At 62.7% G+C, this 24,225-nt stretch carries 22 protein-coding genes; 7 read left to right on the forward strand and 15 right to left on the reverse strand.

The features are described 5' to 3' along the window. Nucleotides 1-108: 108 nt before the first annotated feature. The 12 genes from AU381_RS07940 to AU381_RS07995 form a co-directional block, all read right to left on the reverse strand. On the reverse strand, nucleotides 109-594 hold the full coding sequence (locus AU381_RS07940; RefSeq protein WP_064241198.1) for a F0F1 ATP synthase subunit B: 486 nt from the start codon (nucleotides 592-594) through the stop codon (nucleotides 109-111). A gap of 13 nt (nucleotides 595-607) precedes the next feature. Continuing rightward, nucleotides 608-1,225, reverse strand: a complete 618-nt coding sequence (locus AU381_RS07945) for a F0F1 ATP synthase subunit B (RefSeq protein ID WP_064241199.1) — start codon at nucleotides 1,223-1,225, stop codon at nucleotides 608-610. Nucleotides 1,226-1,300: 75 nt separating this feature from the next. After that, a complete protein-coding gene (locus tag AU381_RS07950; protein ID WP_026612986.1) occupies nucleotides 1,301-1,528 on the reverse strand; it encodes a F0F1 ATP synthase subunit C in 228 nt (75 codons plus the stop codon). Nucleotides 1,529-1,611: 83 nt separating this feature from the next. Beyond that, on the reverse strand, nucleotides 1,612-2,364 hold the full coding sequence (locus AU381_RS07955; protein ID WP_064241200.1) for a F0F1 ATP synthase subunit A: 753 nt from the start codon (nucleotides 2,362-2,364) through the stop codon (nucleotides 1,612-1,614). A gap of 60 nt (nucleotides 2,365-2,424) precedes the next feature. Further along, nucleotides 2,425-2,784, reverse strand: a complete 360-nt coding sequence (locus AU381_RS07960) for an AtpZ/AtpI family protein (RefSeq protein ID WP_064241201.1) — start codon at nucleotides 2,782-2,784, stop codon at nucleotides 2,425-2,427. 286 nt (nucleotides 2,785-3,070) lie between these two features. Continuing rightward, a complete protein-coding gene (locus tag AU381_RS07965) occupies nucleotides 3,071-4,252 on the reverse strand; it encodes a cell wall hydrolase (protein ID WP_064241860.1) in 1,182 nt (393 codons plus the stop codon). 192 nt (nucleotides 4,253-4,444) lie between these two features. Beyond that, nucleotides 4,445-6,346 carry a potassium transporter Kup gene (locus AU381_RS07970; protein ID WP_064241202.1) on the reverse strand — a complete coding sequence of 634 codons (1,902 nt, stop codon included), beginning with the start codon at nucleotides 6,344-6,346 and terminating at the stop codon, nucleotides 4,445-4,447. Nucleotides 6,347-6,361: 15 nt separating this feature from the next. Beyond that, nucleotides 6,362-7,339, reverse strand: coding sequence for a magnesium transporter CorA family protein (locus AU381_RS07975; protein ID WP_064241861.1), 978 nt, complete (start codon nucleotides 7,337-7,339; stop codon nucleotides 6,362-6,364). 358 nt (nucleotides 7,340-7,697) lie between these two features. Further along, complete coding sequence (gene apbC, locus AU381_RS07980; protein WP_064241203.1) at nucleotides 7,698-8,849, reverse strand: iron-sulfur cluster carrier protein ApbC; 1,152 nt, start codon at nucleotides 8,847-8,849, stop codon at nucleotides 7,698-7,700. Between the two features lie 472 nt (nucleotides 8,850-9,321). Continuing rightward, the gene (locus AU381_RS07985) at nucleotides 9,322-10,077 is read right to left on the reverse strand and encodes an autoinducer binding domain-containing protein (RefSeq protein ID WP_064241204.1); all 756 of its coding nucleotides are present in this window, start codon (nucleotides 10,075-10,077) and stop codon (nucleotides 9,322-9,324) included. A gap of 155 nt (nucleotides 10,078-10,232) precedes the next feature. Continuing rightward, nucleotides 10,233-10,973 carry a LuxR family transcriptional regulator gene (locus tag AU381_RS07990; protein ID WP_064241205.1) on the reverse strand — a complete coding sequence of 247 codons (741 nt, stop codon included), beginning with the start codon at nucleotides 10,971-10,973 and terminating at the stop codon, nucleotides 10,233-10,235. Between the two features lie 199 nt (nucleotides 10,974-11,172). Beyond that, nucleotides 11,173-11,985 (reverse strand): IclR family transcriptional regulator, encoded by an 813-nt coding sequence (locus AU381_RS07995; RefSeq protein WP_064241206.1) that lies wholly within the window; start codon nucleotides 11,983-11,985, stop codon nucleotides 11,173-11,175. A gap of 128 nt (nucleotides 11,986-12,113) precedes the next feature. Between AU381_RS07995 and AU381_RS08000 the strand changes: the two genes are divergently transcribed. The 6 genes from AU381_RS08000 (at nucleotide 12,114) to AU381_RS08025 (ending at nucleotide 18,105) form a co-directional block, all read left to right on the forward strand. Then, nucleotides 12,114-12,884 (forward strand): SDR family NAD(P)-dependent oxidoreductase, encoded by a 771-nt coding sequence (locus tag AU381_RS08000; RefSeq protein WP_064241207.1) that lies wholly within the window; start codon nucleotides 12,114-12,116, stop codon nucleotides 12,882-12,884. Beyond that, on the forward strand, nucleotides 12,884-13,801 hold the full coding sequence (locus AU381_RS08005) for a 2-dehydro-3-deoxygalactonokinase (protein ID WP_064241208.1): 918 nt from the start codon (nucleotides 12,884-12,886) through the stop codon (nucleotides 13,799-13,801). Before AU381_RS08000 ends, AU381_RS08005 begins: the two co-directional genes overlap by 1 nt. Nucleotides 13,802-13,813: 12 nt before the next feature. Beyond that, on the forward strand, nucleotides 13,814-14,452 hold the full coding sequence (locus AU381_RS08010; protein WP_064241209.1) for a 2-dehydro-3-deoxy-6-phosphogalactonate aldolase: 639 nt from the start codon (nucleotides 13,814-13,816) through the stop codon (nucleotides 14,450-14,452). Next, nucleotides 14,449-15,333 (forward strand): SMP-30/gluconolactonase/LRE family protein, encoded by an 885-nt coding sequence (locus tag AU381_RS08015; RefSeq protein WP_064241210.1) that lies wholly within the window; start codon nucleotides 14,449-14,451, stop codon nucleotides 15,331-15,333. The genes AU381_RS08010 and AU381_RS08015 overlap by 4 nt, the downstream gene beginning before the upstream one ends. 126 nt (nucleotides 15,334-15,459) lie before the next feature. After that, nucleotides 15,460-17,184 (forward strand): IlvD/Edd family dehydratase, encoded by a 1,725-nt coding sequence (locus tag AU381_RS08020; RefSeq protein ID WP_064241211.1) that lies wholly within the window; start codon nucleotides 15,460-15,462, stop codon nucleotides 17,182-17,184. Nucleotides 17,185-17,454: 270 nt separating this feature from the next. Continuing rightward, entirely contained in the window at nucleotides 17,455-18,105 is a 651-nt protein-coding gene (locus tag AU381_RS08025; protein ID WP_064241212.1) for a PRC-barrel domain-containing protein, read from the forward strand. A gap of 122 nt (nucleotides 18,106-18,227) precedes the next feature. Here the strand turns inward: AU381_RS08025 and AU381_RS08030 are convergent, their stop codons facing one another. After that, nucleotides 18,228-19,778: a trimethylamine methyltransferase family protein gene (locus AU381_RS08030; protein WP_064241862.1), complete on the reverse strand. Its 1,551-nt coding sequence runs from the start codon at nucleotides 19,776-19,778 to the stop codon at nucleotides 18,228-18,230. A gap of 90 nt (nucleotides 19,779-19,868) precedes the next feature. On the opposite strand from AU381_RS08030, the gene AU381_RS08035 reads away from it, so the two are divergent. Further along, nucleotides 19,869-20,843, forward strand: a complete 975-nt coding sequence (locus tag AU381_RS08035) for a LysR substrate-binding domain-containing protein (protein WP_064241213.1) — start codon at nucleotides 19,869-19,871, stop codon at nucleotides 20,841-20,843. On the opposite strand, the gene AU381_RS08040 is transcribed toward AU381_RS08035, so the two are convergent. Beyond that, nucleotides 20,816-22,156: a putative bifunctional diguanylate cyclase/phosphodiesterase gene (locus AU381_RS08040; protein WP_064241214.1), complete on the reverse strand. Its 1,341-nt coding sequence runs from the start codon at nucleotides 22,154-22,156 to the stop codon at nucleotides 20,816-20,818. The two genes, AU381_RS08035 and AU381_RS08040, sit on opposite strands and share 28 nt — an antisense overlap. 274 nt (nucleotides 22,157-22,430) lie before the next feature. Further along, the gene (locus AU381_RS08045) at nucleotides 22,431-24,155 is read right to left on the reverse strand and encodes a response regulator (RefSeq protein WP_064241215.1); all 1,725 of its coding nucleotides are present in this window, start codon (nucleotides 24,153-24,155) and stop codon (nucleotides 22,431-22,433) included. Nucleotides 24,156-24,225: the final 70 nt, after the last annotated feature.

Raw genomic sequence — 24,225 nt, forward strand, 5'->3', positions numbered from 1 at the left:
GCGCCGCAGACGCGACGCCGCCCTCATCCCTGTGCTTGACAGGTTCGCCTCAAAGAAAAAGCCCCACCAAGCGGCAGGGCTCTCAACTTCGCAAACCGCGCTCGAAGCCTAGTTCAGGCGTCCCTTGACCTCGCCGAGCGCCTTCTTGAAAAGCGCTTCCTGTGCGCTGGCGTCGGTCTTGGTCGCAAGCACTTTTTCTGCCGCGCTGATGGCGAGATCAACGGCTGCCGCGCGAACCGCGTTGATCGCGTCGCTCTCTGCCTGCTTGATCTTCTGTTCGGAAAGTGCCGTCCGGCGGACGACATAGTCCTCGGTCTTCTGCTTGGCTTCCGCCGTCAGCATCTCCGCCTCGCGCTGGGCGGCAGCGACGATGCTGGCGGCTTCCGCCTCGGCATCCTTGCGCTTGCGCTGGTACTCGGCAACAAGGCTCTGCGCCTCTTCGCGCAGGCGCTTGGCTTCCGCCAGTTCGTTGCCGATCTTGTCGGCACGCGCATCGAGCGCTTCGGCGATCTTGCCCGGCACCTTGAGATAGGCGATGAGAGCGAGGAAGAGGATCAGGCCGACGAGGGCGTAGAAAGTCGCATCAAGTGCCATTGTTCCCTGCTCCTCAGTTCCCCGCCGAAGCCTTGACGGCCGCCGCGATCTCGGTCTTCGTGACGTCGCCGCCAATCAATTGTTTGACGACGGCCGTGGCCGTCTCCTCGGCGATCGCACCGACGTCGGCAAGCGCCTTGGATTTGATCTCGGCGATGCGCGCTTCGGCAGCGGTGATCTTCTTTGCGAGCTCGGCCTCGACGGCAGCGCGGTCGGCATTGGACTTGCTCTTGGCCTCTTCGCGGGCCGTGTCGGCGATCGAGTGGCCCTTGGCCTTGGCGTTTGCCAGTTCCTGCTCGTAAGAAGCGATCGCGGCATCGGCCTCGCCCTTGAGGCGGGAGGCCTCGTCGAGATCCTGGGCGATGCGGTCATGGCGCTTTTCGAGAATCCCGCCGATGCGCGGAATGATGACCTTCGACATCAGGAGATAGAAAAGCCCGAAGGTGATCGCCAGCCAGAGCAGCTGCGAAGCAAAATGGGTCGAATCGAAGGGCGGGAACACGCCGGAACCATGCTCGCCTTCGTGGGCCACACCGGTTTCGGTGTGCACCTCACCGGCCGCAGGGGCATCGTGTGCTTCGGCGCCTTCAGTGGTGGTTGACTGCTGGGCATAGGCCGCGGTCACAAACATGCTCACCTCCAAGGTGCACTTAAAGATATGCGCGGCCGCGATCCCGAAGGATCGCGGCCAAAACTTCAGCCGTTATCAGACGGCGAAGAGGAGGAGCAGGGCTACGAGCAGCGAGAAGATGCCCAGAGCTTCCGTAACGGCGAAGCCGAATACGAGGCGGCCGAACTGGCCGTCAGCAGCCGACGGATTGCGCAGAGCGCCGGCGAGATAGTTGCCGAAGATGTTGCCGAGGCCGAGAGCCGTGCCGGCCATACCAAGGCATGCAAGACCTGCACCCAAGAACTTTGCTGCTTCCGCGTCCATGATTGACTCCTTCGAATGGTGTTGCGGCTTAGGATTTGCGCCTCCGGCGGCTGAGCCGACCGGAAGCGAGCGACTGTTATTCCTTAGTGGCTTCCCGGATGGACGGCGTCATTGAGGTACATGCAGGTCAGCACCGCAAAGACATACGCCTGGAGGAAGGCGACCAGGAATTCAAGACCGGTGAGAGCGACGGTCATGATGAGCGGCAGGACCGCGCCACCGATGCCGAGCGCACCAAAAGCGCTGAGCGAGGCGACGAAGCCTGCGAAAACCTTCAGCGTGATGTGGCCGGCCAGCATGTTGGCGAAGAGGCGGACCGAGAGGCTGATGGGTCGGGAGAGGAACGAGATGACTTCGATCGCGACGACGAGCGGCAGAAGCGCGCCCGGTACGCCATGCGGCACGAAAAGCTTCAGGAAGCCCAGTCCATGCTTGTAGAAGCCGTAGAGGATGACGGTGCCGACCACGAACACGGCGAGCGCGAAAGTGACGATGATCTGGCTGGTGATGGTAAAGAAGTACGGGAACATGCCGAGCAGGTTCGCCGTCAGGATGAACATGAACAGCGAGAAGACCATCGGGAAGAACTTCATCCCATGGCTACCCGCCCCTTCGCGAAGCATCGAGGCGATGAACTCGTAGGACAGTTCAGAGACCGACTGCATGCGCGTCGGGATGACGCTGCGCTGAGAGGTCGTCAGGTAGAGAAAGCCCGCGGCCGCACCGACCGTCGCCACCATGAACAGCGACGCATTGGTGAAGGAAAAGTCAATTCCGCCAATCTCGATCGGGACAATCTTGTTGACCAGGAACTGGTGGGTCGGATCGTTTGACACCGCGCTTCTCTTTCGTTCTGCCCGCCCGCAAGCGGAAACCGTGTTCTTCAGGACGGCGCCTCAGGCGCCGTCACCGTCCTTCTTTTCATTCCCGGAGCCACCTCCGCTCTGGTCGGGTGTCGCCACCAAACCGGCAGAACGCAGCACGTTCAACACACCGGCACAGAACCCAAGAAGCAGGAGGACGATCATGCCCCACGGCCCTGTACCCGCAAAATGGTCCAAAAGATAGCCCAGGAACGCCCCGACCACGATACCGGCGATGAACTCGCTCGAGAGCTTCATCGCCGCTGCGTAGCCCTTGCGGCTCTCCGCACTGCGAACCTCGGCCTCGTCCGAAACATCCGCGCGCTTCGACGCGATGTTTTCGCCAAGGCGCTTCAGCCGCGCGTCCAGACTTTCTTCCGGCTTCTCCGTCACATGGCTCCCCTTTGCAGCCCCACGCGGTCGAACGCGATCTCGGTCATACAAACGGCCGGTGTTCAAGCCACGGTTCGGCCCCATTTGAAGTCGCGCGCAACATAGTTTTAGGCACCCGCATAGTCAAGGCATGCAGGGGCATTGAAGGTGGACAATATTCTTTTATAGTTTCAAAGAGTTACGAGAGATTAGCGGCACCTGCGACAAACTGCAACGGGAATCGTCCCCGTTCATGGGACCTCATGGTCGCTCTGCACCCGCCCGTCGACCGGAATCGCGTTTCCGGTCAACTCCAGCCGCCGCCATAGGTCCGGTAGAAGATGTGCAGGCCGATCTGCCCCACCCGCTTCATGGTCTTCGCCCAGGCGGGTTTTACATAGGTCGCATGGTAATGCGTCGCAGAGCCGACTTCCGGCAGCCAGATCTTTCCGGCGGTGACCGCCATCGCGACCTCCTTCGCCGTCTTCCAATGCGATCGGGAATAGATGAGGTCGCGGATCATGTCGCAGGCGAAAGAGAACTGGCAGCGGTTGCGCCAGGCCTTGTTCTGATAGACCACACCGCAGATTGTCTTCGGATAGGTCGGATTGCGGACTCGATTGAGAATCACCTGCGCGACCGCCGCCTGGCCTTTTACGGGTTCGCTGCGCGCCTCGAAGTAAATGCCTTCGGCCAGACAGGTCTGCTCCTCCTTGCTGAAGGCGGAAGCGGGCAAAGCCGTCGCCGCCCAGGCATGATCGTCGGGCGCGATGTCGGGGATGAAGCGCCCACCGTTCTTGTCGTCCCGAAGGATCGAATCGAAGGGCGATTCGCGCGCATAGTCCGGCTCGGGCCGGACGTAAGCGGTTGCGAGAATATCGGCCTCGCGGTTGGTGACCAGCTTGGCGAGCATCGGCGAAACGCCGGGATCGGGCTTTGGCGGCTTTCTTCGATAGAAGGCCGTTGCGATCTCGATTTCCTTGCCCTTGATGTTCGGCTTGACGAAGGCCATCTTCGCAGCCCCGTCGAAATCCGGCTCCGTCAGAAAGCTTGTTCGCCTGAGGATCGAGCCGGCGCTGAAGTCCTTTGGCGGCGTCACCGGACTGACGGCAACGATGCGCCCCTTCTTCAGCTTGCGGGTTACGCGGTCCTCGTCGGGCGTGCCCCCTTGATGCTTTGATTCGGCGGTCACGGCCACTCGTCTGCCGTCGGGCAGTGTCATCCCGGCGCCGCCGTCGAGCCCGCCGGTCGTGACCGGATCGGCGAATACCATCTCGACGTCGTGAACCGATCCGGCCGGAGACCGGGTCAGATACATGCGCCAACGCTCGCCGTCGCCGCGGTTGATGCCGGAGAGAAACGTAGCGAGATCGGAATAGGCGGCGACCGTAGGAAAGCCGAGGAAAATGGCGAGACCGATGATCGCCGGGGCGCGCCAGGCCGAGAAGGACATGCGAAACTTGCGACGCGACTTCTTACTCCTACGCATCATACCGCTCCACGCAACTCTTACTCGCGCACGCGTTCTCGCAAGCCGGCGAAGCCGGCTCGAAGCTTGCATGCAGGGACGCTAAGATCTTGAAGCGGTCAGACGGCTGGCCGGGACCGCTTCGTTGGTGCCTCGAAAATGAAGCATTAACCTTGATGTTTGGTTAATGCGCCGTAGTCCGGCGAGGGCTCGTCAGATGATCACGTGGGAGCCGAGTTCGACGACACGGTTGGTCGGCAGTCGGAAATAGTCGGACGGGTCGATGGCCGCGTTGGCGAGCGCGATGAAAAGGCGATCCTGCCAGTGCGGCATGCCGGACTGGGCGTCGGGCACGAGCTTGCGGCGGCCGAGATAGAAGGACGTCGACATGATGTCGAACTTCAGGCCCGACTTGCGGAAGAGGCCGAGCGCCTGAGAGACGTTCTGGGTCTCCATGTAGCCGAATCTCATCTCGAGGAGGGTAAAGCGCTCCGACAGCGGCCGAACGCTGACGCGCTCTTCCTTGGGCACCTTGGGGGTGTTGGCGGTGCGGACCGTGAGGATGAAGTTCTGCTGGTGCAGCACGTGATTGTGCTTGATGTTGTGCAGGAGGGCGGCCGGCGTCGAATCCGGATCGCTCGTCAGGAAGATCGCCGTGCCCGGCACGGCGACCGGCGCATGCTCGCTCTTGCGTTCGATCGACTTGATGAAGCTTGCCAGCGGAATGTCGATGTGGCGCGTCTTGGCATGGAGAATCGCGGTGCCGCGCTTCCATGTCCACATGACGATGATAAAGGTCGCCGCAATCAGGATCGGCACATAGCCGCCGTCGTGGATCTTCAGCATGTTCGCGCCCAGGAACACGAATTCCAGCACGAGGAGCGGCAGCAGCGCCGCGGCGGCCCACAAGGCCGACCAGTTCCAGCGCACCCGCAGGAATTCGAAGGCAAGCATGGTGGTCACCACCATGGCGCCGGTGACGGAGATGCCATAAGCGGTCGCGAGCGCCTCGGACGAACCGAAGACGAATACGAGCGCCATGACGCCGAACATCAGCAGCGTGTTGACGTTCGGCAGGTAAATCTGGCCCGTATGGGTCTCCGACGTATGGAAAATCGCCATGCGCGGCAGGAAGCCGAGATGGATCGCCTGGCGCGTCAGCGAGAAGGCGCCGGTGATCACGGCCTGGCTGGCAATGATGGTCGCGGCCGTTGCGAGGATGACCACGGGAAGCAGCGCCCATTTGGGGAACATCAGGAAGAACGGGTCGGACATCGCCTCGGGATGCTCGAGGATGAAGGCCCCCTGCCCGAGATAGTTCAAGGTGAGCGCCGGAAAGACAATGACGAACCAGGCCCATTGGATCGGCCGCCGGCCGAAATGGCCGAGGTCGGCATAGAGCGCTTCGGCCCCCGTAACCGTCAGGAAGACAGCCCCCAATACGATGATGCCGACATAGCCTTCGTTGAAGAGGAAGGTCGCGGCGTAGAGAGGGTTGAAAGCCGAGAAGATCGACAGATCGTCGGCGATATGGACGAGACCGATGCCGCCCATCACCAGAAACCAGACGAGCGTGATCGGCCCGAAGAAATTGGAGACGGCTGCGGTTCCCTTCGATTGCACGGCAAACAGGAGCAGCAGGATGACGACGGCGATCGGAACGACATAATCCGAGAGCGCCGGCGTCACCAGCTTCAGGCCCTCGACAGCCGAGAGAACCGAGAGCGCCGGCGTGATCATCGCGTCGCCGATGAAGAGCGCCGCTCCAGCGACCCCCATGAAAAACAGAATCCACGTGTGGCCGTTGGCCGTCTTCATCAACAAGGCCAGGAGCGAGAGCGTTCCGCCCTCCCCCTGGTTGTCGGCCCGCAACAGGAAGAGCACGTATTTGATCGTCACGATGATCGTCAACGACCAGATCATCAGCGAAATCAGGCCGATGATCTCCACGTCCGTCACGCCGTCATGCGCAACCGGGCGCAGCGCTTCGCGGAAAGCGTAGAGTGGGCTCGTACCGATGTCGCCATAGACGACGCCGATGGATCCGAGCGCCAAGCCTAGCAGGCGACGCGCATTTTCAGATCCTTGTACGGCAGGCGCAGACAATTGGGACATGTGTGCAACGGGCTCCTAAAGCCAGCCTTTCCAGCGAAAGAACAAAAACGGGATGACGGCCGAGAGCACCATGGCCGCAAGTGCCCAAGGGTAGCCGAACTGCCATTCGAGTTCCGGCATGACCCGAAAATTCATGCCATAGATGGACGCAACCAGCGTCGGCGGCAGGAGAACGACCGAAGCGATCGAGAAGATCTTGATGATGGCATTCTGCTCGACATTGATGAGACCGAGCGAGGCATCGAGCAGAAACGTGATGTTGCCCGAAATGAAGGCGGCATGTTCCGAAAGCGACTGGATATCCCGGGAAATCGAGCGGCAAAGCTCGCGACTATCCTTGTCTTCCTGCACTTCCGGCAGGGTGTAGACGAAGGTGAGCAGCCTTGACAGCGAAGCAAGGCTGTCGCGCGTCTTCGCAACCAGCCTGTGAAAGCCCGCCACGTCGCGCAGGCGTGCCTCGAGCAGTTGCGGGGGCCTGCGTCGGCCAGCGGCCCTTTCGCCGAACACCTCGATCGACAGGTCATCGATCTTGTCGACGGCATGCTCCAGAATTTCGGAGGTCCGATCGGTGATCGTTTCGAGCAGACGGGTCAAAATCACCATACCGTTTCGGCAGCCACCGGGAATCCGATGCATACCGGCCTTGAAGAGGCCGAAGGCGCGCGGCTCCGCGTAGCGGACCGTCACCAGCCGTCCTCCGGAAAGGATGAAACCGGCATCCGTCAGGCCGGGAATCTGCGTTTCACTGCGATAGACCAGCGAGGCCGTCATGAAGACGGCGTCCTCTTCGACATAAAGGCGGCTCGACGGCTCTATTCCCTTGAGGTCGTCCCGGGTCGGAATGGAAAGTCCGAGCAGCCCTTCCATCATCAGTTCTTCGGCCCTGGTCGGCTCGACGAGGTCGATCCAGACGATGTCCGGGCGCAGGACAGCTGGCGGTTCGGCCGTCGAGAGAGCGACAGCTTCGCCATTGACGCAATATCCTGAGATCATGCGGCCGCTTTCTGGATGGGACCGATAAGGACGAACCATGAAGGTTTGAAACGATCAGCCGCCACAGGATTTCCACAATGCCGATTCATCTGATGCAGACTTCCGCCTTGCGACATCCCCTCCTGGTTGTCGTCAGGGCGAAAATCTCCCGGCGAGGGCGTTGAGCGCCTGCCTCCGCGCGAGCGGCAAGGCATATGGCGCAATGCTCCGCTAAAATCAATGCTTTTTGCGCATGCCGTCCCCGCGGCATCTCCCGTCTCGATCCGAACAGGGCCGGACCCTACTTCATTATTTCCGGAAGCGATACGCCTCTTGAAGAGAAGGCCATAGGGTTTGGCGCCAACGCCTCACCGAAGGTTTATTCGAAGACGATGTTCGGCATTGTGCGGCTCTTGTTCCCTTGCCCCGCCGAGAGTTGCTCCCAGACCCGCTCGGCGATGCCGCGATAAATGCGCGCCACGTCACCTTCGGGTTCGGAAACCACCAAGGGCGTCCCGGCATCCGAGGTTTCGCGGATAGCCATGGTGAGCGGGACTTCCCCGAGGAAGGGCACGCCAATTCGATCGGCCTCCTTGCGGGCGCCGCCATGACCGAAGATATCGTAGCGCTTGCCCGTGTCGGGGGCGACGAAATAGCTCATGTTCTCAACGATCCCGAGCACCGGAACCTCGACCTTGCGAAACATCGTGATGCCTTTGCGAGCGTCGGCAAGAGCCAGATCCTGCGGCGTCGAGACGATAACGGCGCCGGCGAGCGGCACCTGCTGGGCCATCGTCAACTGCGCATCGCCGGTGCCCGGCGGCATGTCGACGACGAGCACGTCGAGATCGCCCCAGGCCACTTCGCGCAGCATCTGCAGGAGAGCGGACTGGATCATCGGCCCGCGCCAGATCATCGCGACCTCCTCGTCGACGAGGAAGCCCATCGACATCACCCTCAGCCCGTAATTTTCCATCGGCCGAATGAGCCGTCCCTCGATCTGCTGCGGCCGGCCGGAAATCTTCAGGAGGCGCGGCATCGAGGGGCCATAGATATCGGCGTCGAGCAGCCCGACCTTGAGACCGTTCGCCTGAAGCGCCAAGGCCAGGTTTACCGAAGTCGTCGACTTGCCGACGCCGCCCTTGCCGGAGGCAACCGCAATGATGGCGCCAACGCCCGGAATGCCCGCTTTTGCCGCGGCGCCGCCGGCCGGTCTCTGAGCGTGCGCGTGCCCGGACGGCGGCGCCGGCCGCTGCACGGGGGCGGCCTGAGGCGCCGCCTTGCGGTCGGCGGTCAGCGCGACCATTGCGGCCTTCACACCCGGTATTTCGCGCACGACCCGTTCGGCAGCAGCGCGCATTGGTTCGAGCTCCTTCGCCCGGTCCGCCGGCACCGTGATCGAGAAATAGGCCTTGCCGTCGGAGATGAACACATCGGAGACAAGGCCCAGATCGACGATGTTGCCTTCCATGTCCGGGCCGCGCACGCTCCGCAGCCTTTCAAGAACCATTTCCCTGGTCACATCCGGCATCTCGTCCTCTTGTCCATTTGCAGCGTCGGCAAGGCCCTGCCGTTTAGGCGAGGCGCTGCGGCACGCCTTGAATGCCTGCATAAGTCATCCTCAAATCGAATCCGATCCAAGGAAACATATGCAGTAGATAATCGAGGCGGGGCACTTCGCCAATGTTGGAGATGAGAAAATGAAGGGCCGCCAGCCAACCGTCGTGTCCGTACATCCGGGATCACGGGCGGTTGGCGGCAGCCCTTTGCTTCGCGACCTTCTTGGGCGCTGTCTTATTTTTAGTCCCCTCTGTGGACCGGCAATGAACATGCAGAAAGCGTGCCAGTTGCAAAACAGCGGGAAACGCGGGTGTTTTCAAGGAAAAGCGGGTAGGTCGGCCGAGACGCTGGAGGCCTTCCGCCTAATTCCTGAGCATGGGTGCTTTTTAGGCAAAACGGAAGGGCCGAACACGAGCAATCTCGTATGGCGGGCCGGCAGAAGGCTAGCTGATATAGCCCTTCTTCATCGCCTTCACGACCGCCTGAGTGCGGTTGACGGCGTCGAGCTTCTTGGTGACATGGTTGAGGTAGTGATTGACGGTGTGCTCGGAGAGGCCGAGGATCCCCGCGATTTCAGCGCTGGTCTTGCCGGCTGCCGTCCAGCTCAGGCACTGGATTTCCCGCTCCGAGAGGGTTGTGCTGCTGTTCTTCCAGACGGAACCGATCTCGGCAAGGCGGTTGTAGACATGGATCGCGATCATCTGCAATTCCATCGCCGCGGTCATCGGCAAATCGGCCTGCGGGCCCATGAGAATGACGGCACCGCGGCCGCCCTCTGCATCATGGACCGGGAAGTAGTTTGCCTGGAAGATGCCGTTCTCGCGCAGCATCGCGATGTAATCCGCGGCGGAGACCGGTTTGCCGCCCTCCTTCTCCCAGTCCGCAAGCGCGATCTGAAAGGGCGTGGTGGTCTCCCGCAAGCGACGAACGCCCGTGCTGAAGCGCAGCATCGACAGGCTGTCGTATTTGTTGAGAAGCTCCGCAGGCATATTGGAGATAACGGTGGCGGCGGAGAGCCGCTCCATGTCGACAGGCGGGATCGAGCAGATGAGGAACGTCTTGAAGCCGAAGATATGCGTGACGCGCCGCATATAGCGGATGATGTCGAACTGCGTCTCCAGCCTTGCGATTTCAGACGCGAAATCACCGCCCCGGGGTAGATCGACGTCAGTCATCCCGGTCGTCATCGTATCTGGCATTCGCGCGTTCCATGACAATCATCGTTTATCAAATAGCCTGAGCCGCGCGTCATTGCCAACAGATGATCGGCAATGTTCTCCCGTCGGAGGCAAAAGGCTGTGTATTTCGAATGCATGCGGCCGAACGAGCAACGGGCCGGGCGAGGCGTGTCAGACTAATTGATGAGACCGGCCCGCATCGCCTTGGCGACGGTCTGAACGCGGTTGACCGAGTCGAGCTTGCGGGTCGCGCGGTTCAGATAGTGGTTCACCGTGTATTCGGAAAGCGCCATGATTCGCGCCATCTCCACGGTGGTCTTCCCGGCCGCGGCCCAGCGCAGACATTCGATCTCGCGCCGGGAAAGGCTGCCCGGCCGGCGCCTGTCGCGCGCCCTGACTTCGGAAAGCCGGCTGTAGAGAAGCCCTGCCCAGAGGTTGAGCGCCTGCATTTCGTCGCTCGAGACCACCTCCCTGTCACCGCCGAAGGCAATGGCCGCGCGCCCCCCCTTCACGTCGTGAACCGGCAGGTAGACACCGCGCGGCATGCCGGCCTCTTCGAAGACGCCGATGGCGGCCTCGCCCTTGCCGTCCATGCGCCTGCGCGCCAGCAAATGCGCATCATAGGTGAAGGGAATGGTGCTCCGGCGCAACCGGTGGATGACGGGACTTCCCTCGATCAGACCGGCGCTGTCGTAACGCCGCAGGAACTCCGCTGGCCACGACGTGAGCAGCGCCTGCGCAGCCAGGCTGTGGCAACCGGAATCCGGAATGGCCAATACCATGAAGCCACGGAAGCCGTAAGCGTCCGAGACCTGGTCGAGAACGCGCTTGACATCGTCCTCATTGCCGATCGCGCCGTCGATGAAGCGGCCATTGGGAAGAGCCAGTGAGGTAATGTCCGCGCTGAAATCTATCATAGTTCCGCTCGCCTCCCGCAGCCTGCCCGCTACATCGCGAGCCCCGGCTGGTTCACCGTCATAAACCGCTCCCGGCAATTCCGCCAAGAACCGGATCCCGCGAATCTACAACCAATCGTGGAGGCGGGCCCAGTCGGTTGAAGCTAGCGATCTATAGCCGCCTCGTCCAGTCGAAACTTCTAATTTACCGTAAGCGATGCTAGCCCCCGCCTCGTCCGGGACCCAGGCGGATACGGACCTCCTCTTCGATCTGCCTCGCCGAATTGCGCACATCCGCTGCCCAGATTGCCAATTGGGTCATGGTTACGCGATAGGACGGCCCGGTCACCGAAATGCCTGCAACCAGTTCGTGCTCCGGAACAACGATCGGCGCAGCCACGCAACAGATTTCGGCTTCATGCTCCTCGCGGTCGAAAGCATGCCCTTCGCGGCGAATTTCTTCAATTTCGGCAAGCAACGAAGTGGCCGAGCGATGCGTCCGATCGGTGAATGGAATGAAGTGCATCTTTGCCGCGATTCGCTGCAGCTCGCTCTGAGCAAGCGATGACAGGGCCGCCTTGCCGATCCCTGTGCAATAGGCCGGCGAGGCTTTGCCAATCTGCGAGCTCATGCGCACAGTCTGGCGACTTTCGACCTTGTCCACATAGATGATCTCGGTTTCGCGCAATATGCCGAGATGAACGGTCTCGCCGGTCAGTTCATGCAGATTAAGGAGGTGCGGTTCGGCGACGTCGCGAAACTGATTGCCGGACCAGGAGCTATAGGCAAGCTTCAGCAGCCGTAGCCCCGGCTCGTAGGAAAGATCGCCTCGCTGCACCAGCAGGCCTTCATCGACCAGATGGCCGAGCAGACGATGCAGCGTGCCGCGCGGCTGGCGGACGGTCTGAAGGATGTCGGTAAAGCGCTGGGGCCGGTCGGCCGTCGCGACGGCCTCGAGCACGGACATCGCCTTCCCCAGCGTTCCAGTCCCCGGCCCTTCGTTTTCCAGATCGGCTACATTCTTCCGGTCCATTTCATCCGCTTTCGTTCGCTTGCTGCCTTGACAGGATAAAAGCTCTGGCGCGATAATTCCAGAAAATAACACGGTGTTCCACATATTGGAACAACTGCACGCGACGCGATTTAGGAGGGGCCCGAACCATGACACTGCCGAGCGGCCAGTTTCCCGACTTGCGCAATCGCGGCGTGTTGGTGACCGGCGGCGGCTCCGGCATAGGAGCCGCTCTGGTGGAGGGCTTTCTGCGGCAGGGGGCGCGCGTCGCCTTCATTGATATTGCCGAGGACGCGAGCCGGGCGCTCGCAGACAAGCTTGCCGCCGAGACTGGGCAGCGGCCCGAATTCATTGCCGCCGATCTCAGGGACGTCGGAGCCGCAAAGGAGGCGGCTGCAGCTGCCATCGCGGCGCTCGGGTCCATTGGCGTGCTCGTCAACAATGCCGCACGGGACGACCGGCAGCCGCTCGAGGCGGTGACGGAGGATAGCTGGGACGAAAGCCTGGCGGTCAATCTCAGCCATTTCTTCTTCCTCTCCCAGGCGATCGCGCCGCAGATGCGTCAAACCGGCGGCGGATCGATCATCAATTTCTCGTCCATCGCCTTCATGCTGAACATGCCCGAAATGCCGGCCTACTCGACGGCGAAGGCAGGCATCATCGGGCTCACCAAATCGCTTGCCGGAAAGCTCGGGCCGGACAATATCCGCGTCAACGCCATCCTGCCCGGCATGATCGTCACCGAACGGCAGAGACGGCTCTGGCTCACGGAGGACTCGATCGCCCAGATGCAGGAGAAGCAGTGCCTGAAACGCATTCTGGTCGCCGAAGATCTCGTCGGCCCTTGCCTCTTTCTGGCGTCCGATTGCTCCGCTGCAATGACGGCGCAGACAATGATCATCGACGGAGGCGTGTTTTGATGACGGCGGGCTACTATGCCGCGGTGGACTGGGGGACCTCGAGCTTCCGCTTGTGGCTCATCGGAGAGGACGGGGCGGTGCTCGCCGAACGCCGCAGCGCGGAAGGCATGACGACCGCGGCAAGGACCGGCTTCCACGCCGTCCTCGACGGCCATCTTGCCGCCGTCTCGGCGCCTGCCCATCTGCCGATCATCATCTGCGGGATGGCGGGCGCGCGCCAGGGCTGGAGAGAAGCGGGCTACCTCGAAACACCGGCAACGCTTGGCGCCATCGCAGGAAACGCAATCGCCGTCCCGGATGTGGATCGCGACATCCGCATCCTGCCGGGCCTGGCGCAGCGCGACGACCGGCACCCGGATGTCATGCGCGGAGAAGAGACGCAGCTGCTCGGGGCCGCCGGCATGCTAGACGACGGCCGCCACCTCGTCTGCATGCCTGGAACCCACAGCAAATGGGTCCGGCTTTCGGGCCAGACGGTCGACGGTTTTTCGACGTTCATGACCGGCGAATTGTTCGAAGTCATCTCGAAGCACACGATCTTGAGCCATGCCGTGGCCGAGGCGGATGCCATCGCCGCCGACAGTGCTGCCTTTGCCGAAGCCGTCACGCGGGCGCGGGAAAGGCCGGCGCTGACGACGAATCTCCTCTTTTCCGTCCGGGCGGGACAGTTGCTCCATGGGTTGAGCGCCGCCGACGCCAAGGCTCGCCTGTCCGGCACGCTGATTGGTCTTGAGATCGCCGGAGCGCTCGCCTCTGCGGGCTCGGTGGACGGCATTTGCCTGGTCGGCTCGGGAAGGCTTGGCGCGCTCTACCGTTCGGCGCTCGAAAGCCAGGGGCTCACAGTCCGGGTTGTCGACGCCGATGAGGCGGTGCGGGCCGGCCTTTCGGCCGCTGCCCAAGCCATCTGGCCCCTTTGACGGAAGAAGAAGATGAACCGCATTGCCCTGCCACCAATGAAATATCCGCTGATTGCGATCCTGCGCGGGTTGAAGCCGGAAGAGACCGAAAGCGTCGTCGGCGCGTTGATCGAAACGGGCTTTACAGCGATCGAGATCCCGCTGAACTCACCCGACCCGTTCCGCTCCATCGAAACTGCGGTAAAAATGGCGCCGGCCCACTGCCTCATCGGCGCCGGCACGGTGTTGACGACGGCCGAGGTCGAACGACTTGGCGACGTCGGCGGGCGCCTCATGGTCAGCCCCCATGTCGAGCCCTCGGTCATTCGGCTTGCCGCGGCGAAAGGCATGGTGACGATGCCAGGCGTCTTCACCCCGACGGAAGCACTCGCGGCAGCCGCAGCCGGCGCAAGCGGGCTGAAATTCTTCCCCGCCAGCGTCCTTGGGCCTTCCGGCATTGCGGCTATCCGCGCGGTGCTTCCGGGCGATCTCGAGATCGCCGCGGTCGGCGGCGTCTCGGAGGCCAATTTCGGCGATTACGCCAAGATCGGCGTGCGCAGCTTCGGCCTCGGCTCGAGCCTCTACAAGCCGGGCATGAGCGCCGCGGATGTCAGGCAGCGGGCGGTGGCGACGCTTGCGGCCTATGACACCGTCTATGGAGGCCAGCGATGACCGACCTCGTTCCCTTTTCCGGTCGCATCGTCTGCGACTTCGCGTCCGAACTCGGCGAAGGCCCGACCTATGACCCCGCTACCGACACCGCCTGGTGGTTCAACATCAAAGGGCAGGAACTGCACGAGCTCCATCTCGAAAGCGGACACAAGACCATTCACCCGCTGCCCTTTCTCGGCAGCGTGCTCGCCACCATCGATCCCGGCCGGCAATTGCTCGCGTCGGACCAGGGGCTCTTCATCCGCGATACGGCAAGCTTCAGGCTCAGCCCCTTCGCAAGGATCGAGGAGAAGCCTGGCAACCGCTCCAATGACGGCCGCGTCCATCCCTCAGGCGCTCTCTGGATCGGCACGATGGGGCGAAGCGCGGAAAAGCATGCGGGCGCCATCTATCACGTCGCCGGCAACCGGATAACGAAGCTCTACGGCAATATCACCATCCCGAACGGCATCTGCTTTTCGCCGGATGGCGCCACCGCCTATTTCACCGACACGGACGTCAACCACCTGATGCGCGTCGCCATAGACCCGGCAACGGCGCTGCCGACGGGCGACGCGGTCATTCTTTCCGACGAGAGCGCGGCGCCGGGCGGGATCGACGGCTCGGTCTGCGATGCCGATGGCTTGATCTGGAATGCCCGCTGGGGTGCCGGCGCCGTCGAGGTATACCAGCCCGACGGCCGGAAGATTGCACGCTACGCCGTGCCGGCGACGCAGCCGAGTTGCCCCGCTTTCATCGGCGCGAAAGCGGACAGGCTGCTGGTCACCTCGGCCTGGCAGGATCTCGACGACGCGGCACGCTCTGCCGATGCCAACGCCGGCAAGACCTTCGAACTCGGCATTGAAGTAAAGGGCCGCTTCGAGCCGGCGTTCCGGCTCTAGTGCAGGGCCGCTGGCGGAAATCGGCCTCTCATACGGCGCCCAGATCAGAACAAATGCTGGCGGCGCCGAGAAAAAGTCATACAATTAATCCATGCGGTGAATCGCGCATGGAAAGGGAGTGCTCGGATGAGCGATAAGAAGAAAGAACTGAGAAGCCGGCACTGGTACGGCGGCACCCACAAGGATGGCTTCATTCACCGGTCCTGGATGAAAAACCAGGGCTTTCCGGATCATGTCTTCGACGGCCGGCCGATCATCGGCATCTGCAATACCTGGTCCGAGCTGACACCCTGCAACAGCCACCTGCGCATCCTCGCGGAGGGCGTCAAGCGCGGCGTCTGGGAGGCCGGCGGCTTCCCGGTCGAATTTCCCGTATCGTCGCTCGGCGAAACGCAGATGCGGCCGACGGCGATGCTGTTCCGCAATCTCCTGGCGATGGATGTGGAAGAGGCGATCCGCGCCTACGGCATCGACGGCGTGGTACTTCTCGGCGGCTGCGACAAGACGACGCCGGGCCAGCTGATGGGTGCGGCTTCCGTCGATCTGCCGACGATCGTCGTTTCCTCCGGCCCGATGCTCAACGGCAAATGGAAGGGCAAGGATATCGGTTCGGGCACCGATGTGTGGAAATTCTCCGAAGCGGTGCGTGCCGGCGAAATGAGCCTGCAGGAATTCATGGCCGCCGAAAGCGGCATGTCGCGCTCGCCCGGCGTCTGCATGACGATGGGCACGGCAACCACCATGGCCTCGGTGGTCGAGGCGATGGGCCTTTCGCTGCCGACCAATGCGGCGCTGCCGGCCGTCGACGCGCGTCGCATGGCGCTGGCGCACATGACCGGCAAGCGGATCGTCGACATGGTGCACGAGGATCTCAGGCTGTCGAAGATCCTGACGCGGCAGAACTTCGAGAACGGCATCATCGCCAACGCCGCCGTCGGGGGCTCGACCAATGCGGTCGTCCATCTCCTGGCAATTGCCGGACGCGCCGGCGTCGATCTCTGTCTGGAGGATTTCGACCGCGTCGGCGGCCAGGTGCCCTGCATCGTCAACTGCATGCCCTCGGGCAAGTACCTGATCGAGGACCTCGCCTATGCGGGCGGCCTGCCGGCGGTGATGAACCGCATCCAGCACCTGATGCATGCCGACGCGCCGACGGTGTTCGGCGTGCCGATCAGCAACTATTGGGAAGGTGCCGAGGTCTACAACGACGACGTCATCCGGCCGCTCGACAATCCGCTCCGCGCCGCTGCCGGCATCCGGGTGCTGAAGGGCAACCTCGCGCCGAACGGCGCGGTGATCAAGCCGTCGGCGGCAAGCGAGCACTTGCTTGCCCATGAAGGGCCGGCCTATGTCTTCGAGACGATCGAAGACCTCAAGGCGAAGATCGACGATCCGGACCTGCCGGTCACCGAGGATACGATCCTCGTGCTGAAGGGTTGCGGCCCGAAGGGCTATCCCGGCATGGCCGAGGTCGGCAACATGCCGATCCCGCGCCGGCTCGTGGAAAAGGGGGTTCGCGACATGGTGCGCATCTCGGATGCGCGGATGTCCGGCACCGCTTTCGGCACCGTTGTGCTGCATGTCAGCCCCGAAGCCAATGCGGGTGGCCCGCTGGCGATCGTCAAGACCGGCGACCGCATCCGCCTCGACGCCATGAAGGGCGAATTGAACATTCTGATCAGCGAGGAGGAGTTCGCCAGCCGTATGGCAGCCTGGCAGCCGCCGGAGCAGAAATGGCAGCGCGGCTACTACAAGCTCTACCACGACACCGTGCTGCAGGCCGACAAGGGTGCCGATCTCGATTTCCTCGTTGGCAATAGCGGTAGCGAGGTGCATCGCGAAAGCCATTAGCCCTTTGCGCCACCTCGCGCCCTGGCCGGATGACGCGAAGAACGTAGTAAGCCGACGGATTGGAACGCCGCGTGTCGTTTTTGGCGCGCGGCGTTTTTGTTTGTCTCTACAGGTTGAACCATGTCATGGACGCAACAACCGCCGGCTTCAAAATTTAACTTTCTCCGGAACAGTTTCCAGTGCCGGACGTTGCTTGGATATCACCGGCGCAGCGCTACCGGCCAGCCGTTGGGGCTGCGTCTTCCGACAACGTCAACGAAAGGCACTGATATGAAAAAGATGCTTATATCTTCCGTTGCTGCCGGCGCGCTTCTCGTGGGCGTTGCCACGGCTCCGATGAGCTTTGCGCAGGAAACCACCACGCCGCCCGCACCGGCGCCGGAGACCCAGACCATGGAACCCGCTCCGGCAACACCGGCTCCGGCGACCCCTGCACCGGGTGAACAGGCCCAGACCCCTGCACCTGCAGACAAGGCCACCGACACCGCTCAGGCTGAACCGGGCTACCTTACCGAACAGGCTGAGGACCAGATTTCCGCCAATACCTATATCGGTCAGTCGGTATATAATGCCAATGACGACAGCATCGGCGAAATCAACGACCTGATCATCGAGAAGGAAGGCGGAATCGCTGCTGCCATCGTCGGAGTCGGCGGTTTCCTCGGAATCGGTGAGAAGAACGTGGCTGTCCCGTTTGACAGCATTTCCATCGCCGAACAACCGGACTCGGATGCGCTGAAGCTGTCGACGACTGAAACGGCCGAGTCGCTGAAGGCCGCACCGGAATTCAAGACGAAGTCGCAGGTAATGGCTGAGCGCAATGCGGCGCAGCCGGTCGACACGTCAACAACTTCCGCGACCGGCACGACCCCGGCGCCGGCTGAGCCTGTTCAGCCCGCACAACCGGCACCTCAGCAGTAAGCTGAGGGCTGCTTCAGCCCTTCGGAAATCCCAGAGCGGCGCCCCGGCGCCGCTCTTCTGTCCTCAGAGCAAATATATCCGCCCGTCCAGACTGCCGGAAAATCGCCGCTGAGGATGACCGCCTAGTACCAGGCGTCAGGCATGCTCGCCTTGCGCCTGGCGACATAATCGGTCAGCGCTTCGTCGATCGCCACGTCCAAGACCGGCGCTTCGTATTCGGCGAGCGTCTTCTTCCAGAGACGATTGGCCCGCAGCGCCATGTCCGTTTCGCCCTGCTCCACCCATTTCTCGAAAGGCTCGTTGTCGGAAAGCGCGCTGTCCCAGAAGGCGGTCTGATAATTGCGCATCGTGTGCGCGCAGCCGAGGAAATGATTGCCCGGCCCGACTTCGAGGAAAGCATCCATGGCAAGCGAATTGTCGTCGACGACGACGCCGGCAAGGTAGGAGTGAAGCGCACCGCAGAAATCGGTATCCATCACGAACTTCTCGTAGGACATGGCGAGCAGGCCGTCGACGAAGCCGGCCGAATGCAGGATGAAATTGGCGCCGCAATGGATAGCGGACAGCATCGACATGACGCCTTCCTGCATCGCCTGCGCGTCCGGCCGCTTCGAATTCGAGAAGTTGCCGGCGCAGCGCAGCGGCAGCCCCAGCCGGCGTGCGAGCTGGCCGACGACCATGCTGCCGATTGCCGGCTCCGGCGTGCCGAAGGTCGGCGAGCCGGAGCGGAGCGACATGGAGGACAGAAAGTTGCCGAAGATCACCGGTGCGCCCTTGCGTTCGAGCTGCGTCAGCGCACAGCCGGCCAGCGTTTCGGCATAGGACTGGGCGATGGCGCCGGCGTTGGTGACCGGGCCCATCGCACCGCCGAGAATAAAGGGCACAATGACGGCGGCCTGGTTGGCGCGGGCATAGGCCCTCAACGACTTCGTCATCGTGCCGTCCCAGACGAGCGGCGAGTTGACGTTGACGTTGCCGAGAATGACGCAGTTGTCGTCGACGAATTCGGCGCCGAAGAGGATGCGGGCCATCTCGATCGAATCCTCGGCACGCTCCTCGGCCGTGATCGAGCCCATGAAGGCGCGGTCGGAATATTTGATGTGGCTGTAGACCATGTCGAGATGGCGCTTGTTGACCGGCACGTCGACCGGCTCGCAGATCGTTCCGCCGGAATGGTGCAGCCAGGGGCTCGCCTGGGCGAGTTTCACCAGATTGCGGAAGTCCTCGATCGTGCCGTAGCGCCGCCCCTTGTCGAGGTCCATGACGAAGGGAGAGCCGTAAGCCGGGGAGAAGACCACGTTTCGGCCGCCGATCTCGACGCTGCGGGCGGGATTGCGGGCGTGCTGGGTGAATTGCGACGGCGCCGAGCGGACGATCTCCTTCAGCAGGCCGGGCTCGAAGGTGACCCGGACACCATCGAGTTTCGCACCGGCGCGCCGCCAGTGGTCGAGTGCTGCGGGATCGTCGCGAAACTCGATGCCGACCTCTGCGAGGATGCGATCAGCGGTCCTCTCGATCCGCTCAAGCCCCTCCTCTCCGAGAATATCGTAGGTCGGTATGTTGCGGACGATATAGGGAACGCCAAGGCTTTTGCCGCCGCCTTCCCGCCGCTGCGGCCGTCCGCTTCGCGTTCGCTTCGGGGCCTCGCCGGCCGCCGCACTCGCCAGTGCCATCATTGATCTCCCATGATTTTCGATGATGGTATTTGCGGGAAAGGCCATTGTAACGCTGGAAAAATTCCACGCATGATATAAGCAGAGTTTATGGAAAACCTGCGCCGCCTGCTTCCTTCCGCCGCCAGCCTCATCATCTTCGAGGCGGCCGGCCGCCATCAGAACTTCACCCGCGCCGCCGCCGAGCTCGCAATGACGCAGGCGGCGGTCTCCTATGCCATAAGGGGCCTCGAGGGCCAGCTCGGCGTTTCGCTCTTCCATCGGGTGCACAGGGCCGTCGAACTCACCGAGGCCGGCGAGAAGTTTCATGCCGATGTATCGGTCGGGCTGGCGCGCATCCAGAAATCGGCGGAAGACATTCGCGCCAAGGGCCGCGAGACCAACGTCACCCTGGCCGCATCGACGGCCTTCGCCTCGATGTGGATGCTGCCGCGCCTCAACCGGCTGCGCGAGGATCTGCCGGAGATCGATCTTCGCATCCAGACAAGCGTTCGTGACCTGGACCTCGACGAAGAACCCATACCCTTGGGCGTGCGCGGCGGCGATCCCGGCCAATGGCCGCGCTATCACGCGGCATTGCTCGCCGACGAGGTGATCAATGCCGTAGCGACGCCGGCCTATATCGAGGCCCACGGCATGCCCGAGACGCCCGAGGACCTTCTGCGGCACAGCCTCATCCATCTCGAAGAGCCGGTCAGGCGCGCCTGCGACTGGACCGAGTGGTTCGCAAGCGCCGGCCTCGCCTATCCCGCCCAGGGCAAGCGGCTGGCGATCAACGACTATGTTCTGGTGATCCAGGCCGTGCTTGCCGGCGAAGGCATCGCGCTCGGCTGGGACCATCTGATCGCCGGACAAGTGCGCTCCGGCGCCCTCGTTCCGGTCGGGGGGCACGTGCTGCGGACCGGCCAGGCCTTTTACGTCGTCTGGCCGAGGTCGCGCGAACTCAACAGCCAGGCTGGACGGATCCGCGACTGGTTGCTGAAGGAGGGCGCGCGCGACCGCTCGCAGATCGATGACGCGGCGGCGCGCGCCGGCCTTCAGCGCGCCACGGCGGCTTCGCGGTGACGGTCTGAGAGATAGCGCATGGTGGCGACCGCATCGGCCGGCTTGCCGTAGAAATAGCCCTGTCCCATGCCGCAGCCGAGCGCTTTCAGCTTCAGCACCTCGGAAAAGTCCTCGATGCCCTCGGCGACGACCTCGAGTTCCAGGCCTTCGCACATCGACACGATCGCTCTGACGATATGTTCCGAGGCCCGGTCGGCTGAAATCCGCGAAACGAAGGCGCGGTCGATCTTCACCTTGTCGAACGAGAAATCACGCAACCGGCAGAGGCTCGACTGACCGGTGCCGAAATCGTCGAGAGATACGCGCACGCCGGCTGCCCGCAATTCCGAGACGATTTTCTGCGCCACATCGGCATCCGCCATGACGGCCGTTTCGGTGATCTCCAGTTCCAGGCGGCGCGGGTCGAGGCCAACCTGGCCGACGATCGCCAAAAGGCGGCCGCTCGTCGCCGGGTCCATCAATTGCGCAGACGACAGATTGAAAGAGAGGAACAATTCCTTCGGCCATGCCAGGGCCGCCTGTGCCGCCTTGCGCAGCAACATTTCAGCGAGAGCCTCGATGAAGCCGCGTTCCTCCGCCAGCGGCACGAAGACCGAGGGCGAGACATAGCCGAAATCCGGATCGCACCATCTGGCAAGCGCTTCGAAACCAACAACGCCGTCGTTGCGAAGATCGACGATCGGCTGAAAATGGACGTCGATCTCTTCGGCGATGATCGCGTTGCGCAAGGCCTGCTCAAGCTGCGTCGCCCGCTTCATCTCCTGGGCGATCTCCTGCGAATAGACCGTGATCTGGCCGCGGCCGCGCCGTTTCGAACGGTAAAGTGCCGTGTCGGCGCTTTTCAAGAGATCCTCGAAGACGTCACCTGCGAAGGGATAGACGGCAAAGCCGAACGAGGCGGACAGCCGAACGGTGCGGTCGCCGAGATCGAAGGGAGCAGAGAGGATTTCCTTCAGCATCTGGCCAAGCTTCTCGGCGCCCTTCCGCTCGAAGACCAGCGGCAGCACGAAGGCGAACTCGTCGTCGGCCGTGCGCATCACCGTCGCTCCTTCCGGAACGCAGGCCCTCAATCTCTGCGCGACCTGGCAAAGGATCCGGTCGCCTGCCTCGGGCCCGAACAGATCGTTGATAGGCTTGAAGCCGTCGAGATTGGTGAGACCGATTGCGAACGGGGCCGGATCGCTGGCGCGCTCGGCGGCAAGTTCGCAGACCTTGTGCCGCAATTGCTCTGCATTGCCGAGCCCCGTCAGCGGATCGACGAAGCGTCGCCTGTCCGGACCGTGGGGCTCGGTCGCAAGCTCGGTGAGCATCATTGCGGTGCGCTCCCGGCCGGAGTGCGAGCCGGTCCCGCACGCCGCACACCCCGTCCGCCGGAACCGATGTCCGACCGGGGAATTGGCTGTTTGGGCGACGTGCTCATTCCTGTGATGCTCAACTCTTGCAGAACGACTGGGCAGTTTCTCCCGGGTGGAGGTGCCGATAAAAGGAACCTTGAGAGCCAACGATGACAATCGGCGGTTAACAATCCGATATCGACTGACCCTCAAATCTGTGGTGTCGAGGCTCGTCGATGCGACCCCGATCCGATCAGGCCGTCGACCGCAGGTTTGCCGGTCGCATGTATTTCCGCAGCAACGCTTCGATCATATCCGGACTGATCGGTTTCATGATGTGATCGTCCATTCCGGATGTCTCGCACTGCTGCAGGTCGATGTCGAGGGCTTGCGCGGTGACGGCAACGATCGGCGTGCGCCGTCCTGCCTGCCTTTCCGCGTCGCGAATGGCCGCTGCGGCGTCGAACCCGTTCATGACGGGCATCGATATGTCCATCAGCACGAGCGACGGCTGAAGCTCGTGCCAGAGTTCCAACGCTTCCCTGCCGTTCGCCGCGATCCGATGGGACACGCCGAGACCGTCCAAAATCTGCGCGAAGACGAACTGGTTGATCTGGTTGTCCTCGGCAACAAGCACATCCACCTCGGGTGCTCCTGTCCGAATCGCCGCCTCCCCGTCGAAAGAGACCTCCCAATCTGCCTGCGAAAACTGCGAGCGTGCCTGCTGCCGGTCGGTGCAAGCCCTGAATATCTCGCCGAGCAGGGTGGTGGCGTCGGCGTCCGACGAGATTTCGAGCAGTGGGCAGCTCTTCCACCCGGCGAGGATGGCGTCCCTGCCCGAGATTGCCGTGTCCAACGCCAGAATATCGAGCTTCACGCCGCGGTCCTCGGCGGCGGCCGCAAAAGCTTCGAGTTCCTCCCGATTGCGCACGGCGCAGGCATCGAGGCCCGAACCGCGCAGGCGTGCGACGATCCGCGCCTCCATTTCCCTCTGCGCCGTCGCCACAAGCACGCGCAGACCGCGGGCCGGCAGCGTCTCGATCATCGAACCGGCTTCGACGAGCTGCTGGACGTTGAGGGCCCGGAACGGGTCGTAGAAATTCTGGGCTGGGGTGAAGATGCTGTAGTCGCGGATCTGCAGTCCCGCACTGATGCCACCGCCTTCCGCGCCATGATACCAGGCGGCTATGTCCGTGACGTCGTTCATGCAGGTGACGACGAAGTGGCGTCCCGGCACACCGACGCGGTACTTGCGCGTCACGACCCACAAGTCGCTGCCATCGGCGCGGACGATATGCTCCGCCTCGGAATGCGGCCGGCCGGTGGCCAGCACGTGCCGATCCGACTGCTCGAAGCGTTCCGCAAGCTCTGCGTCCACGACATCCCAGGCCGAACGACCGAGGATCGCCTCCGGCGCCACGTCGTGAATGGCGCAGAACGCCTTGTTTGCGGCGATATAGTTCAGATTCCGATCCTTGACGCAGATGGGATTGGGTTGGGCATCGAGGATCTGTTCGGTGAGTTCGACACGTTCCAAGTCGGTTTGAAGCTGTTCCTCGCGCTTCTTCTGATCGGAGACATCGCTGACCGACAATATGCCGATGCCACTCGACAGGCGGCGCTTGCGCAGGCAGACCCAACGCGTACGGCCGGCCCGCTCGACATTTTCGTAGCGCTCGCGCCAATGGAGCCCCATTTGCTCGGCGATCCAGTCCTCCCGGTTCGCGCGGCGCCGGCTGTTCTCGGGCAGCGTTCCGGGTCGAAGCCCAGTATCGTAGACCGCTCCGAGGAAATCCCGAAGCCGCGCGCCGGGCTTCAGCAGGTGAGGCTGGACGGGGAAGAATTGCAACATCGGGGCGCTGGCATAAAGGATGGTGTCGTCCCGCCCGCAGACGAGCAGAGCAAGGCCAAGCGCGTCACAACTCGCCTCCAGAACGATCCTGCTGATGTCCGCGCCGGCCGACGCCACATCGTTCATTACACTGCCCTCGTCTCGCCGACTGCGTGGACCTGCGAGGCCATGCAGCAATCTGAAGTCTGACAGCCTT

The sequence above is a fragment of the Sinorhizobium glycinis genome (genome assembly GCF_001651865.1).
GTDB classification, from domain to species: Bacteria; Pseudomonadota; Alphaproteobacteria; order Rhizobiales; family Rhizobiaceae; genus Sinorhizobium; species Sinorhizobium glycinis.

Excerpts from the sequence above, each read along its gene's own strand:
- AU381_RS08005 (WP_064241208.1), top strand. The coding sequence starts at position 12,884 with ATGACGGCGGGCTACTATGCCGCGGTGGACTGGGGGACCTCGAGCTTC.
- AU381_RS08015 (WP_064241210.1), top strand. The coding sequence starts at position 14,449 with ATGACCGACCTCGTTCCCTTTTCCGGTCGCATCGTCTGCGACTTCGCG.
- AU381_RS08010 (WP_064241209.1), top strand. The coding sequence starts at position 13,814 with ATGAACCGCATTGCCCTGCCACCAATGAAATATCCGCTGATTGCGATC.
- AU381_RS08045 (WP_064241215.1), bottom strand. The coding sequence starts at position 24,155 with ATGAACGATGTGGCGTCGGCCGGCGCGGACATCAGCAGGATCGTTCTG.
- AU381_RS08025 (WP_064241212.1), top strand. The coding sequence starts at position 17,455 with ATGAAAAAGATGCTTATATCTTCCGTTGCTGCCGGCGCGCTTCTCGTG.
- AU381_RS08040 (WP_064241214.1), bottom strand. The coding sequence starts at position 22,156 with ATGATGCTCACCGAGCTTGCGACCGAGCCCCACGGTCCGGACAGGCGA.
- AU381_RS07995 (WP_064241206.1), bottom strand. The coding sequence starts at position 11,985 with ATGGACCGGAAGAATGTAGCCGATCTGGAAAACGAAGGGCCGGGGACT.
- AU381_RS07985 (WP_064241204.1), bottom strand. The coding sequence starts at position 10,077 with ATGCCAGATACGATGACGACCGGGATGACTGACGTCGATCTACCCCGG.
- AU381_RS08000 (WP_064241207.1), top strand. The coding sequence starts at position 12,114 with ATGACACTGCCGAGCGGCCAGTTTCCCGACTTGCGCAATCGCGGCGTG.
- AU381_RS07970 (WP_064241202.1), bottom strand. The coding sequence starts at position 6,346 with ATGTCCCAATTGTCTGCGCCTGCCGTACAAGGATCTGAAAATGCGCGT.
- AU381_RS07990 (WP_064241205.1), bottom strand. The coding sequence starts at position 10,973 with ATGATAGATTTCAGCGCGGACATTACCTCACTGGCTCTTCCCAATGGC.
- AU381_RS07950 (WP_026612986.1), bottom strand. The coding sequence starts at position 1,528 with ATGGACGCGGAAGCAGCAAAGTTCTTGGGTGCAGGTCTTGCATGCCTT.
- AU381_RS07940 (WP_064241198.1), bottom strand. The coding sequence starts at position 594 with ATGGCACTTGATGCGACTTTCTACGCCCTCGTCGGCCTGATCCTCTTC.
- AU381_RS08035 (WP_064241213.1), top strand. The coding sequence starts at position 19,869 with ATGGAAAACCTGCGCCGCCTGCTTCCTTCCGCCGCCAGCCTCATCATC.
- AU381_RS07965 (WP_064241860.1), bottom strand. The coding sequence starts at position 4,252 with ATGCGTAGGAGTAAGAAGTCGCGTCGCAAGTTTCGCATGTCCTTCTCG.
- apbC (WP_064241203.1), bottom strand. The coding sequence starts at position 8,849 with ATGCCGGATGTGACCAGGGAAATGGTTCTTGAAAGGCTGCGGAGCGTG.
- AU381_RS08030 (WP_064241862.1), bottom strand. The coding sequence starts at position 19,778 with ATGGCACTGGCGAGTGCGGCGGCCGGCGAGGCCCCGAAGCGAACGCGA.
- AU381_RS08020 (WP_064241211.1), top strand. The coding sequence starts at position 15,460 with ATGAGCGATAAGAAGAAAGAACTGAGAAGCCGGCACTGGTACGGCGGC.
- AU381_RS07975 (WP_064241861.1), bottom strand. The coding sequence starts at position 7,339 with ATGATCTCAGGATATTGCGTCAATGGCGAAGCTGTCGCTCTCTCGACG.
- AU381_RS07945 (WP_064241199.1), bottom strand. The coding sequence starts at position 1,225 with ATGTTTGTGACCGCGGCCTATGCCCAGCAGTCAACCACCACTGAAGGC.